The following is a 13,754-nucleotide window of genomic DNA, read 5'->3' on the forward strand; positions in this document are numbered from 1 at the left end:
AATAATTGCTGCGATTAGGACAATTTCAGCTGGTGGATGTGTTGCCACAGAAGAGTGTTGACGATGAAAAATCCCGATTTTCCGGTGGTTGCCACCACTGCGCCGCAGAATTTATCCTTTCGCTGCGAGATTTATAATGCCAATACCGAATTTCTGCCGCACACCCATGCCTACGGGCAATTGATATGCGTTAAATCAGGTGTGCTGGCAATGAATATCGGCGGCCAGCGTTTTTTGGCACCCCCAGAGTTCAGTGTCTGGGTACCGGCTGGAGTGGAACATTCCAGTTATAACCGCAAACCGATGCATTTTCGTGCCATTGATATCGCGCAGGCGCTTTGCGATGAGCTACCGGATTCTGCTTGCCTAATGCATATCAGCCCGATTTTTAATGCCATCGTCGAGGATTGCTTCTCGCGGGGTTTATTGATGCCGGAAAGCGAACAAGATATGCGTTTAGCTCGCGTACTGATTGATCAACTCAATAAATCGCCCGTTCAGCGCACCTATCTGCCGACTTCACAAGACAAGCTGCTGTCACCGGTATTAACGGCACTGGAGCGCTGTCCAGCGGATAATACCTCATTGGCGCTGTGGGCCAAACGGGTCTATACCACCGAACGAACGCTATCACGCCGCTGCCAGCAAGAGTTAGGCATGGCGTTTAGTGAATGGCGGCAACGGTTACGTTTTTTACATGCTATTTCATTGTTGGAACAAGGAAAAACCGTACAAAGCGTAGCGCTGGATGTGGGTTATAGCTCGGCTTCTGCGTTTATTGCTATGTTCCAGCAGATTTCTGGCACCACTCCCGAACGTTTTCGTCGAGCTTGAGGCCGGGGAGTTAGCTGCAACGCCACATTTTTTGGGTATATACTAAGCCCCCTGTTTGGTAGGGCAGTAAGCTGCCGGAGAACAACGTGAAGATTCTGGTTGATGAGAATATGCCGTACGCGGAAACACTATTCCAGCGGTTAGGCGATGTACAGGCAGTGCCGGGGCGACCTATCCCCCTTGATGCATTGGCTGGTGCAGATGCGCTGATGGTGCGCTCGGTAACCAAAGTGAATGAGGCATTGCTGCAAGGCACCTCAATTGGCTTTGTGGGGACGGCGACCGCCGGTACCGACCATGTCGATGATAACTGGTTACGGCAACAGGGTATTGGCTTCTCTGCCGCACCGGGTTGCAATGCTATTGCGGTGGTGGAGTACGTCTTTTCCGCCCTGATGATGATGGCTGAACGTGATGGTTTTCAACTGCGCGATAAAACCGTCGGTATTATCGGTGTCGGTAATGTGGGTTCACGGCTGAATGCCCGCTTGCAAGCTCTGGGGGTTCGCACCTTATTGTGTGATCCTCCACGTGCGGATCGTGGTGACAATGAGACTTTCTGGCCACTGGAAAAACTGGTGCGCGAGGCGGATGTTCTCACCTTCCATACGCCACTGAATAAAACCGGAGCCTATCAAAGCCTGCATATGGCTGATGATGAGCTGCTGGCTGCTCTGCCAGATGGCCGTATTTTGATTAATGCTTGCCGTGGTGCCGTGGTAGATAACGCCGCCTTGCTCCGGGCGCTGGAAAAAGGCAAAAAACTCAATGTGGTGTTAGATGTGTGGGAGCCAGAGCCGGAGCTATCTCTGCCGCTGTTGGCCCGTGTTGATATCGGCACCCCGCATATCGCCGGATACACGTTAGAAGGCAAGGCGCGGGGCACTACTCAGGTATTTGAAGCTTTTAGTCAGCATCTGGGGCAGCCGCAATCGGTAGAGCTTGCCACACTCTTGCCACAGCCAGAATTCAGCCAATTGCAATTCAACGGCGAGCTGGATGAAGGCAAATTAAAACGATTGATACACTTAGTGTATGATGTGCGCCGCGATGATGCGCCGCTGCGGCGTGTTGCTGGCCTGCCGGGCGAATTCGATCGTCTGCGCAAGCACTATCAGGAACGCCGCGAGTGGTCATCACTTTGCGTGCAGTGCGACAATGCTGCCAGCGCCGAGCTGTTACAGAAATTAGGGTTTACCGCTCAGTTACGCTAACTCGCTATATAAATTAATCATTACTGAATATCAGGCGGTATTTTACCGCCTTTGTCTTATCAATCATTAGTGGAGAAAACCAACATGTCTGACGGCTGGAATATTGCTCTGTTAGGAGCAACGGGCGCAGTAGGTGAAGCTTTGCTGGAGCTATTAAGTGAGCGCCAGTTCCCGGTTGGTGAATTGTATCCTCTGGCTAGCGAGCGTAGCGCCGGTGCGACCGTGCGCTTCAATGGTAAAAGTTTGCTGGTCGAAAATGTCGCTGAATTTGACTGGTCTCAAGCACAGTTGGCTTTCTTTGTCGCCGGCCGTGAAGCCTCCGAACAATATGCTGAAGAGGCAGGAAATGCGGGCTGTTTAGTTATCGACAGCAGCGGCTTCTTCGCCATGGAACCAGACGTTCCGCTGGTGGTGCCGAGTGTGAACCCGCAAGTTCTGGCAGATTACCGCAATCGTAATATTGTTGCTGTAGCCGATAGCCTGACCAGCCAGTTACTGACGGCCATTAAGCCATTGACAGAACAGGCTGGTTTATCTCGCCTGCATGTTACGGCGCTGATTTCTGCTTCTGCCCATGGCAAAGCGGCGGTGGATGATCTCGCTGGGCAAAGTGCCAAGCTGCTCAATGGTATCCCCGCCGAGCCGGGTATCTTCGCTAAGCAACTGGCCTTTAACGTGCTGCCGCTGCTGGCTGATGAAGAAGGCAGTGTGCGTGAAGAGCGCCGTCTGGTGGATCAAGTGCGTAAAGTGTTGCAAGACGAAGGTTTGCCAATCTCAGTGAGCTGCATTCAGTCACCGGTATTCTATGGTCAGGCGCAGGTGGTTCATCTGGAAGCTTTACGTCCAATCTCTGCCGATGAAGCGCGTAGCGAATTGGAAAGTTGTGAAGATATCCAACTATCTGAGGAAGATGACTATCCTACCCAGGTCAGTGATGCTTCTGGCAGCGATGTGCTGAGCATTGGTTGCGTGCGCAATGATTATGGTATTCCTGAAGTGTTGCAGTTCTGGTCGGTTGCCGACAACATTCGTTTTGGTGGTGCATTGATGGCGATTGAAACGGCGGAGCGCCTGTTGCAGGAGCAACTATACTGATGTCCGAACTTGAGTTGGCTCAGCCAGAACATCCTGTGGCTGAAGCTGCGGGTATAAAAATCGCGCTGGGTATCGAATACAATGGCAGTCGCTACTTTGGTTGGCAGCGCCAGCAAGAAGTGGCCAGTGTGCAAGCTTGTCTTGAAGCCGCGTTATCAAAAGTGGCTAATGAACCTATCGGCGTATTTTGTGCTGGGCGTACGGATGCTGGAGTGCATGCCACTGGGCAGGTGGTTCATTTTATCACCACGGCGGAGCGCAAAGATGCGGCGTGGACTATGGGGGTCAATAGCCATTTGCCGCCAGATATTGCCGTGCGTTGGGTGAAAACAGTTGCTGATGACTTTCATGCCCGCTTTAGCGCGACAGCTCGCCGCTACCGCTACATTATTTTTAACCATCGCTATCGCCCGGCGGTTTTGGCGCAAGGGGTAACCCATTGCTATATGCCGCTGGATGCCGAAAAAATGGAACAAGCAGCCCAATGTTTACTCGGCGAGAATGATTTTACCTCGTTTCGTGCTGTGCAGTGTCAGTCCCGCACACCCTGGCGAAATGTAAAACATGTCAAAGTTACCCGACATGGCGCGTATATCGTGGTAGATATCAAGGCCAACGCTTTTGTTCATCATATGGTGCGTAATATTGTCGGTAGCCTGATCGAGGTGGGTTGCGGTAATCAGGACGTTACCTGGATGGCTGAGCTGTTGGCACTGAAAGACCGAACACGTGCTGCGGCGACCGCGAAAGCCGAAGGGTTGTATTTAGTTGCGGTTGACTATCCTGAACATTTTGCGTTGCCAAAAGCGCCGATGGGGCCACTTTTTTTAGCGGATGATTGATTTATAGCCTCACTTTTATCCAATAGTTTGTGAGTTTGGCCGACAGATTACATAGGGTTAAGGAATACCTAAGGAAGTTCAGCTAAGCTCGCTCAATTAAAGATTAGGCTCGTTTACCTCTCGAGAGTATTTATGGAATTTATACATTTCGTTATTGATTTTATTTTGCATATTGATGTTCATCTGGCGGAGCTGGTTGCGCAGTATGGGGTTTGGGTTTATGGCATTTTATTCCTGATTTTATTCTGTGAAACCGGCTTGGTGGTTACGCCATTCCTGCCGGGAGATTCTTTGCTATTTGTGGCCGGCGCACTGGCCTCATTGCCTTCCAATGATCTTAATGTTCACATTATGGTGGCTCTGATGGTGACGGCGGCCATTTTGGGAGATGCCATTAACTACACCATTGGCAGGGTGTTCGGTGAAAAACTATTCAGTAACCCGGACTCCAAAATTTTTCGCCGCAGTTATCTGGATAAAACCCACCAGTTTTATGAAAAACATGGCGGTAAAGCGATTATCTTGGCGCGATTTGTACCGATCATTCGTACGTTTGCACCGTTTGTCGCCGGTATGGGAAAAATGTCCTACCGTCATTTTGCCGCGTATAACGTGATTGGGGCATTGGTATGGGTATTGTTATTCACCTATGCTGGTTACCTGTTTGGTAATGTGCCTATCGTACAGAACAATCTGAAATTGCTGATTGTCGTCATTATTGTGGTATCAATTTTGCCAGGTGTATTCGAGGTTTGGCGGCATCGGCGTGCCGCGGCACGGCAGAAAAATCAGTAAAAACGTTACCTAAGCCGAGGGTTCGACCAGTTTTTTATCTACACTGTCGAGCCAATATGGTTTAATGAGTGACATTTATGGTCTGTTCCTGCGGACAACCCGAGTATCAGTGCCTTAGTTACGCTGTACCAGCGTATATCTTAGGCATTTTTTATTGGGTCGTTTTCGGGGAGATGGTTAAAGCATGAACAGCGGACTGGCAACAGCCAGGTTCAAACAGAAAGGTCATCGATGAGCTGGATTGAACGAATTCTTAACAAAAGCAATATCACACAAACCCGTAAAGCGAGTATTCCTGAAGGGGTGTGGACGAAATGCGACAGTTGCGGTCAGGTACTTTATCGTGCCGAATTAGAGCGCAATCTGGAAGTTTGTCCTAAGTGTGATCACCACATGCGTATGTCAGCCCGTGCACGGTTGCATATGGTGCTGGATGCAGGCAGTGAAGTTGAATTGGGTAGCGAGCTGGAGCCAAAGGATATCCTGAAGTTCAGGGATTCCAAAAAGTATAAAGACCGCATTTCTGCCGCACAAAAAGATACCGGCGAGAAAGATGCTCTGGTTGCCATGAAAGGCACCTTGCAGGGTATGCCGATTGTTGCCGCTTCATTTGAATTTGCCTTTATGGGCGGTTCAATGGCGTCAGTAGTTGGTGCTCGCTTTGTTCGTGCGGTAGAACAGGCTCTGGAAGATAATTGCCCGCTGGTGTGTTTCTCCTCCAGTGGCGGTGCTCGTATGCAGGAAGCATTGATGTCTTTGATGCAGATGGCAAAAACCAGTGCGGCTTTGGCAAAAATGCAAGAGCGTGGTTTGCCGTATATCTCGGTGCTGACTGACCCAACCATGGGTGGAGTTTCTGCCAGTTTGGCGATGTTGGGCGATATTAATATTGCTGAACCAAAAGCATTGATTGGCTTTGCTGGCCCGCGGGTTATCGAACAAACCGTGCGTGAGAAACTGCCGCCAGGCTTCCAGCGCAGTGAGTTCTTGATTGAAAAAGGCGCTATCGACATGATAGTTCGCCGCCCGGTTATGCGTCAGACGCTGGCCAGTATCTTGTCTAAATTGACACATCAACCGCAACCAAGTGTGGTTGAGGCTAAGGCCGATGCTGCTACGACTGATAATCAGGCTGATGCCTGATTAACCCAACGGGCACTTCCCTGATAAGGTGGTGCCCGGTTATTGTGCATTATCGTAGCTTAAGCTCTCGAGCTTTAAGTCAGAAATTAGAAAAGGCCAGTGACGGGACTCATGAACAATCATCTCATTCCCCAAGCCACGTCGCCTTTGGCCGCGTGGCTTTATTATCTTGAACGTTTGCACTCTCAACCAATCGAGTTGGGTCTGGAACGTGTTAAACAGGTTGCTGAGCGTCTGGATTTGCTTAAACCTGCTCCTAAAGTATTCACCGTTGCCGGCACCAATGGCAAAGGCACCACTTGTTGTACCCTGGAATCAATTTTACTGGCGGCGGGGCTGCGAGTCGGGGTCTACAGCTCACCTCATCTTTTGCGTTATACCGAGCGTGTCCGTATTCAGGGGAAAGAGCTCTCTGAAGCAGAACACAGCCACTCTTTTGCTCAAATTGAAGCCGGGCGTGAAGGTATCTCACTGACTTACTTCGAATTTGGTACCTTATCGGCACTGCAATTGTTTAAGCAGGCTAAGCTTGATGTGGTGATCCTCGAAGTGGGGCTGGGTGGGCGCTTGGATGCGACCAATATTGTCGATTCTGATGTTGCGGCTATCACCAGCATCGCCATAGATCATACTGACTGGCTGGGGTTTGATCGCGAGAGTATTGGCCGTGAAAAAGCCGGGGTATTCCGGGGTGGAAAACCTGCCATAGTGGGTGAGCCGGATATGCCACAGTCCATTGCTGATGTCGCCACGCAGTTAGGCGCGCAGCTGTACCAGCGTGATAAAGCCTGGCAGTTCAGTCAACACGACCAAAGCTGGGACTGGCAATGTGACGACCGCCAATGGCACAATTTGCCGCTACCGAATGTCCCGGTAGCAAATGCGGCGACGGCACTGGCGGTGCTGCATTATTCTGGATTGCCCTTGAGCGAAGACGTTATACGGCAGGGCTTACAAAGCGCCAGTTTACCCGGGCGTTTTCAGATAGTCAGCGAACAGCCTTTGTTAATTCTGGACGTTGCTCATAATCCTCATGCTGCACGTTATTTGACTGACAAACTCGCGCAATTGCCGAAGCAGGGCAAAGTTCGGGCGGTAGTGGGGATGCTATCAGATAAAGATATTGGCGGTACGCTGGCGTGCTTATCTGAGCAAGTTGATGAATGGTACTGTGCGCCGCTGGAAGGGCCGCGTGGGGCCAGTGCGGAGCAGCTAGCCGAGCATCTCGCATCAGCACGCCAGTTCAGTGATGTAGCAACCGCCTGGCGTCAGGCGATGCAAGATGCAGGATCACGGGATGTGGTCATTGTCTGTGGATCTTTCCATACGGTTGCTCATGTGATGGCTGCATTGAATCTGTGACAGCATTAAGTTTGTAACGGCCGGATTGGTAAAGGTACCGGGGTCTGTAAAGGAATTGAAGGAGTTCGAGTGGCAAGTAAGTTCCAGAACCGTTTAGTCGGGACCATTATTCTGGTGGCCTTGGGGGTGATTGTGCTGCCGGGGCTATTAGATGGTAAAAAGAAGCATTATGAGGATGAGTTTGCTGCCATCCCACTAGTGCCAAAACCCGGTGATAGCCAAGAAATTGATGCGGTTCCGCCGGTCAGTCAGCCTTTGCCTATTGCGCCGCCGGAAGGTGCTGCGCAAGCCGTGGATGTCCCCAAAGATGATTCCGTTTCTCAGGCTGCTAATGATGCCGGTAATCTGCCATCTGAGCCGACGATTGTGGCACCGCCAGCCATGCAAAGTAAGCCGGTTGAGGTGAAACCTGTGGAGAAGAAACCGGTCGAAGTTAAGCCGGTAGAAAGTCGGCCAATTGAACCAAAACCGATTCCGGTCGAGAAAAAACCGCAGGAAGTTAAACCAAAACCTGAGGTGAAACCAGACGTTCAGCCGGAGAGCAAACCGGCCACTGAAGAAAAAGCACCGGTAGGGCAGGCTTATGTCGTCCAACTGGGGGCGCTGAAAAATGCAGCTAAAGTGAATGAAATTGTTGCAACGTTGCGTCTGTCAGGTCACCGGGCATTTACGGTGCCAGCGACGCCGGTTCAGGGCCAAATTACCCGGTTGTATGTCGGGCCGGATGCGTCAAAACAGAAACTGCAATCGGCTTTGCCAGAACTTAACTCATTGAGTGGCTTGAGTGGGCAGGTTCGGCCTTATAGTACCGGGCGTTAAAGTTTGACCAAGGGTTAAGATATCAGGGTGTACGGGGTTCTAGCGGCTTCGTTGGTGCGGCGATTGTTGTTTTTAAAATCGCCGCACTTTAATTTGTCGCGGGTAAGAATTCCCCTACGCAAACGTTTTCTTTTTCTGTTAGAATTCGCCGCGAACAGGATGCAGCGGCGATTTCGTCATTGGAATAGTCATGGTCTGGATTGATTACGTCATTATAGGGATTATCGGATTTTCTGCTTTAGTCAGCTTAATCCGGGGTTTTGTCCGTGAAGCATTGTCACTTGTAACATGGGGATGTGCGTTTTTTGTTGCCAGCCATTTTTACGCTTATCTTGCTGTCTACTTCACTCGTTTCGAGGATGAAGTGGTGCGCAACGGAATTGCTATCGGCATTTTGTTCATCGCGACATTGATCGTCGGGGCTATTGTTAACTATGTGATTGGTTCACTGGTTGAACGTACTGGGTTATCAGGGACTGACAGGGTGCTGGGGATCTGTTTTGGGGCGCTGCGAGGTGTGCTGATTGTCTCTGCCATGTTGTTCTTTCTGGATACATTTACCGGTTTCTCACAGAGTGTTGACTGGAAGCAGTCACAATTAATCCCGCAGTTCAGTTATATCATCAGGTGGTTCTTTGACTACCTGCAGAGCACGTCGAGTTTCTTACCGAATCAATTACCGATTCGGAGCGGCTTATGAGGAAAAGACAACATGTGCGGTATTGTCGGTATCGCCGGTTTTGCACCGGTAAACCAGTCGATTTATGATGCGTTGATGGTGCTTCAGCACCGAGGCCAGGATGCTGCGGGCATCGTTACCATTGATGCCCATAATGGGTTCCGGCTGCGTAAAGCAAACGGCTTGGTGAAGGATGTATTTGAAACCCGGCATATGCTGCGCTTACAGGGGAATATGGGGATTGGCCATGTTCGTTACCCGACAGCAGGCAGCTCCAGCGCTTCCGAGGCTCAGCCTTTCTACGTTAACTCACCGTTTGGCATCACTCTGGCTCATAACGGTAATCTGACTAACGCTCACCAGCTGAGAAAGAAATTATTCGAAGTTTCTCGCCGTCATGTGAACACCACTTCTGACTCAGAAATTCTGCTGAATATTTTTGCCAGTGAATTGGACCGTTTCCAGCATTACCCGTTGGAATCTGACAACATTTTTGCCGCTGTTGCCGCTACTCATCAGTTAATCCGTGGGGCATATGCTTGCGTCGCGATGATTATTGGCCACGGTATGGTCGCATTCCGTGACCCTAACGGTATTCGTCCGCTGGTGATTGGTAAACGCACTTTAGCTGATGGTCGCAATGAATACATGGTGGCGTCTGAAAGTGTGGCATTGGATACCCTTGGCTTCGAATTCCTGCGCGATGTAGCGCCGGGTGAAGCGGTGTACATCACCGAAAAAGGCCAGTTGTTTACTCGCCAGTGTGCTGAAAATCCGAAATACAATCCGTGCTTGTTTGAGTATGTTTACTTTGCTCGTCCAGACTCCTTTATGGACAAAATTTCGGTTTACAGTGCGCGCGTGCGTATGGGCCAGAAATTAGGGGCAAAAATTGCCAAACAGTGGGAAGACATGGATATTGATGTGGTTATTCCTATCCCGGAGACCTCTTGCGATATCGCACTGGAAATTGCCCGAATCCTGGATAAACCCTATCGCCAAGGGTTTGTGAAAAACCGCTATGTTGGCCGTACTTTCATCATGCCGGGCCAGCAGGAACGCCGTAAATCAGTACGCCGTAAACTCAATGCCAACCGTGCAGAATTCCGCGATAAGAATGTGTTATTGGTGGATGACTCTATTGTGCGAGGCACGACGTCGGAACAGATCGTTGAGATGGCGCGTGATGCAGGGGCGAAGAAAGTCTATTTCGCGTCAGCGGCTCCTGAAATTCGCTTCCCGAATGTGTACGGTATTGATATGCCAAGCGTCAATGAATTGATTGCTCATGGTCGTGAAGTCGATGAGATTCGTCAGTTGATCGGCGCAGATGCGCTGATTTTCCAAGATCTGACTGACTTGATTGAGGCTGTACGTGAAGATAACCCTGATATCACTCAGTTTGAGTGCTCCGTCTTTAACGGCGTTTACGTCACTAAAGATGTGGATCAGAGCTATCTGGAGTATCTGGAGTCGTTACGTAACGATGATGCTCAAGCATTACGTAATCATAACGAAGCAGAAAATTTAGAGATGCATAACGAGGGTTAATATCTCCTTCATCTCTCAAGTTGCAGGTGTGTTGGCTGTGTCCTCGTTGCTAACAACCCTGCTGCGTTAAGCCCGAAGAGTATCAATGAATCAAAAAGGTGCAACCGACGTTCAGACGCGGTGCACCTTTTTTGTTATTGAGTCGGGTCGCTATTCTGGATTGCTCACCACCTAAGACAGTAAATCGGCCTGATTTCTGGTTATACTGTGGATAATTCTTTATCCATCATTTGCTTGAGGCAGTTCCCATGAAACGACTTATTATCGGCATCAGTGGTGCCAGCGGTGCCATTTATGGTGTTCGGCTGTTACAGGTGCTGCAACATGTCGAGGGCGTGGAAACCCATCTTATTCTCAGTAATGCGGCCCGTCAGACATTAGCACTTGAAACCGAGTTCAGTGTGAAAGATGTGCAGGCGTTAGCGGATGTTGTGCACGATTCTCGTGACATCGCCGCTTGCATATCATCTGGCTCATTCAAAACCAGTGGCATGGTTATTTTACCTTGTTCAATCAAAACATTATCTGGCATTGTCCATAGCTATACCGATGGCTTACTGACCCGTGCGGCGGATGTGATATTGAAAGAGCGCCGCCCCTTGGTGTTATGTGTGCGTGAAACTCCGCTGCATTTAGGTCACTTACGCCTGATGGTACAAGCCGCCGAGCTGGGAGCGGTCATCATGCCGCCAATGCCGGCGTTTTATCATCGGCCACAAAGTATTCAAGATATTGTCGATCAGACGGTTAACCGAATTATCGATCAATTTGATATTGAGCTGCCTAAAGATCTGTTTATTCGCTGGCAAGGTTCAAATTAACATTATTTCCCTTAATTGATACATTTGTGCAACATCGCACTGAAATAGGGCGAATTATGCACCACAATGATGCTGTGTTAGGACGCATGCTGGTGCATGGCATTCGCATTCAGTTTCTGTTCATGGCCCGATGCCCGCATTTAGTAGTGATTATGCTAAGAAATCGGTGATGGAATTTGCTTTCCCTCCCAATGATTACTGGCACGATTACTGCAAATTGATTTATGAACGCTCTGGGCTGTACAGAAAACTAACGCGCTTTGTGGCATCGAAAATCAATTTGAGGGTTATGTATGAATAAGAAGATTTTGGTTCTGCCTTTAGTATTAGCATTGGCTGCTGCCAGCAGTGCTTTTGCCGCCATTCCTAAAGATATCAAAATTGGTACAGATCCAACTTATGCTCCTTTCGAATCAAAAAATGCCAGTGGTGAGTTGGTCGGTTTTGATATCGATATAGCAAAAGAATTATGCAATCGGATTGATACCAAGTGCACTTTTGTTGAGAGTGACTTTGATGCATTAATCCCGTCGCTGAAAGCTAAGAAAATTGATGCCATTATCTCCTCGCTCTCAATTACTGAAAAACGCCAAAAAGAGATTGCCTTCACCGACAAACTCTACGCCGCCAATGCCCGTTTAATCGCCACTAAAGGCAGCACCATTGAGCCGACTTTAGTCGCCTTGAAAGGCAAACGTGTCGGGGTATTGCAAGGCTCGACTCAGGAAGCTTTTGCCAATGCTGAGTGGCAACCAAAAGGTATTGATGTCGTTGCTTACCAAAATCAGGATTTAATCTATGCCGACTTAGCCTCTGGTCGCATTGATGCGGCTTTCCAGGATGAAGTTGCCGGTAGTGAAGGTTTCTTGAAACAAGAAGTAGGTAAAGGTTATGCCTTCGCCGGTCCATCAGTGAAAAATGATCAATTCTTTGGTGTAGGTACCGGTATGGGCTTGCGTAAAGATGATGTCGAACTGAAAGCCGCGCTGGATAAAGCCTTTGCTGAAATACGCAAAGATGGCACTTACGACAAGCTCGCGAAAAAATATTTCGACTTTGATGTTTACGGCGGTTAATCCTATTTGCCGCTATGGCCTCAGCCTATTCCGGCTGGGGCCAACACAGAGCAATTAACCAGACTCCTTACTCAGTAAAACAGGATAACCCAGATGCTGGATGGATATTCGAAACTGATATTTGAAGGTGCGCTGGTGACGCTGGAGTTGGCACTGTGCTCAGTGTTGCTATCAGTGATTATCGGCTTGATTGGTGCCGGTGGAAAGTTATCATCAAACCGGTTGTTATCTGGCTTGTTTGAGTGCTACACCACGCTGATTCGCGGTGTACCTGATTTAGTTTTGATGCTGCTTATTTTTTACGGTTTGCAGATCACCTTAAACACCATTACTGAATCACTTGGCTTTGAACAAATTAATATTGACCCTCTCTCTGCTGGGATTATCACCCTCGGTTTTATCTATGGTGCCTATTTCACCGAAACTTTCCGTGGTGCTTATATGGCCGTTCCGGCTGGACAAATTGAAGCCGCAAGGGCATTTGGTTTTAATTCCAGCCAGATTTTCCGCAGAATCATGTTCCCTGCCATGATGCGCTATGCCTTGCCGGGTATTGGTAATAACTGGCAAGTCATCCTCAAAGCAACGGCATTGGTCTCTATTTTGGGACTGAATGATGTGGTCAAAGCCACACAATTGGCGGGAAAGGGCACTTATCAACCCTTCTTTTTTGCATTGGTGGCCGGTGTGGTTTATCTGGTCTTCACCACGGTCTCGAATGGTGTTTTGCTCTGGTTGGAACGGCGCTATTCCCATGGGGTGAAGAGGGCTGAACTATGATTGATATTCTGCATCAATATTGGCAAGCCCTGCTTTGGAGTGATGGCTACCGGTTTACCGGGCTGTCCGTTACGCTGTGGTTATTAATATCCTCCGTGGTGATGGGCGGATTGTTAGCTATTCCTTTGGCTGTAGCACGAGTGGCTGAAAAGCGCTGGATTCGTTTACCCGTCTGGGTCTTTACCTATATTTTCCGTGGTACGCCGCTCTACGTGCAATTATTGGTGTTCTATTCCGGCGTGTACAGTTTGGAGATTATCCGAGGTAACGATCTGCTGAATGCATTTTTCCGTAGCGGATTAAATTGCACTATTTTAGCGCTGACACTGAATACTTGTGCTTATACCACCGAGATTTTCGCCGGTGCTATTCGTTCGGTTCCTCATGGTGAAATAGAGGCAGCTCGCGCTTATGGTTTCTCACGTTTTAAAATGTATCGCTGCATTATTTTGCCTTCTGCACTGCGTATTGCTTTACCGGCCTACAGTAATGAAGTTATTTTAATGCTGCATTCCACCGCGTTGGCCTTTACGGCCACGGTGCCAGATATTCTGAAGATAGCTCGTGATATTAACGCTGCGACTTATCAGCCGTTTTATGCATTTGGTATTGCTGCCGTACTTTATCTGATTATCTCCTTTACGCTAATTAGCCTGTTCCGCCAGGCAGAGAAACGTTGGCTGGCACATATAAAACCTCAGGCATCGCATTAAGTACGGAGAGACTATGACTGATACATTAAA

The 13,754-nt window shown here is 49.1% G+C and carries 14 protein-coding genes; all 14 read left to right on the forward strand.

Annotated features, from left to right (window positions below; genetic code table 11):
- Window positions 1-63: 63 nt before the first annotated feature.
- Window positions 64-834, forward strand: coding sequence for an AraC family transcriptional regulator (locus tag FTA96_RS14645; RefSeq protein ID WP_145574201.1), 771 nt, complete (start codon window positions 64-66; stop codon window positions 832-834).
- A gap of 86 nt (window positions 835-920) precedes the next feature.
- Entirely contained in the window at window positions 921-2,048 is a 1,128-nt protein-coding gene (gene pdxB, locus FTA96_RS14650; RefSeq protein WP_050106073.1) for a 4-phosphoerythronate dehydrogenase PdxB, read from the forward strand.
- A gap of 84 nt (window positions 2,049-2,132) precedes the next feature.
- Complete coding sequence (locus tag FTA96_RS14655) at window positions 2,133-3,143, forward strand: aspartate-semialdehyde dehydrogenase (RefSeq protein WP_050106074.1); 1,011 nt, start codon at window positions 2,133-2,135, stop codon at window positions 3,141-3,143.
- Window positions 3,143-3,985 (forward strand): tRNA pseudouridine(38-40) synthase TruA, encoded by an 843-nt coding sequence (gene truA, locus FTA96_RS14660; RefSeq protein WP_072077775.1) that lies wholly within the window; start codon window positions 3,143-3,145, stop codon window positions 3,983-3,985. Before FTA96_RS14655 ends, truA begins: the two co-directional genes overlap by 1 nt.
- Before the next feature lie 132 nt (window positions 3,986-4,117).
- The gene (locus FTA96_RS14665) at window positions 4,118-4,780 is read left to right on the forward strand and encodes a DedA family protein (RefSeq protein ID WP_050106075.1); all 663 of its coding nucleotides are present in this window, start codon (window positions 4,118-4,120) and stop codon (window positions 4,778-4,780) included.
- Window positions 4,781-5,011: 231 nt separating this feature from the next.
- Window positions 5,012-5,923, forward strand: a complete 912-nt coding sequence (gene accD, locus FTA96_RS14670) for an acetyl-CoA carboxylase, carboxyltransferase subunit beta (RefSeq protein WP_050106076.1) — start codon at window positions 5,012-5,014, stop codon at window positions 5,921-5,923.
- Between the two features lie 111 nt (window positions 5,924-6,034).
- Entirely contained in the window at window positions 6,035-7,285 is a 1,251-nt protein-coding gene (gene folC / locus FTA96_RS14675; RefSeq protein ID WP_145529325.1) for a bifunctional tetrahydrofolate synthase/dihydrofolate synthase, read from the forward strand.
- 69 nt (window positions 7,286-7,354) lie between these two features.
- Window positions 7,355-8,104 carry a cell division protein DedD gene (gene dedD / locus FTA96_RS14680; protein WP_050106078.1) on the forward strand — a complete coding sequence of 250 codons (750 nt, stop codon included), beginning with the start codon at window positions 7,355-7,357 and terminating at the stop codon, window positions 8,102-8,104.
- Window positions 8,105-8,294: 190 nt separating this feature from the next.
- The gene (gene cvpA / locus FTA96_RS14685) at window positions 8,295-8,804 is read left to right on the forward strand and encodes a colicin V production protein (RefSeq protein ID WP_050106079.1); all 510 of its coding nucleotides are present in this window, start codon (window positions 8,295-8,297) and stop codon (window positions 8,802-8,804) included.
- 12 nt (window positions 8,805-8,816) lie between these two features.
- Entirely contained in the window at window positions 8,817-10,334 is a 1,518-nt protein-coding gene (gene purF, locus FTA96_RS14690) for an amidophosphoribosyltransferase (protein WP_050106080.1), read from the forward strand.
- A gap of 248 nt (window positions 10,335-10,582) precedes the next feature.
- Window positions 10,583-11,155, forward strand: a complete 573-nt coding sequence (locus tag FTA96_RS14695; protein WP_050106081.1) for a UbiX family flavin prenyltransferase — start codon at window positions 10,583-10,585, stop codon at window positions 11,153-11,155.
- Between the two features lie 293 nt (window positions 11,156-11,448).
- The gene (hisJ, locus tag FTA96_RS14700; RefSeq protein ID WP_004708840.1) at window positions 11,449-12,231 is read left to right on the forward strand and encodes a histidine ABC transporter substrate-binding protein HisJ; all 783 of its coding nucleotides are present in this window, start codon (window positions 11,449-11,451) and stop codon (window positions 12,229-12,231) included.
- Window positions 12,232-12,324: 93 nt separating this feature from the next.
- Complete coding sequence (locus tag FTA96_RS14705) at window positions 12,325-13,011, forward strand: histidine ABC transporter permease HisQ (protein WP_004708838.1); 687 nt, start codon at window positions 12,325-12,327, stop codon at window positions 13,009-13,011.
- Complete coding sequence (locus tag FTA96_RS14710; protein WP_050120836.1) at window positions 13,008-13,724, forward strand: ABC transporter permease; 717 nt, start codon at window positions 13,008-13,010, stop codon at window positions 13,722-13,724. Before FTA96_RS14705 ends, FTA96_RS14710 begins: the two co-directional genes overlap by 4 nt.
- The last annotated feature ends 30 nt before the right edge of the window (window positions 13,725-13,754 follow it).

It is taken from the genome of Yersinia alsatica, assembly GCF_902170305.1.
GTDB lineage: Bacteria > Pseudomonadota > Gammaproteobacteria > Enterobacterales > Enterobacteriaceae > Yersinia > Yersinia alsatica.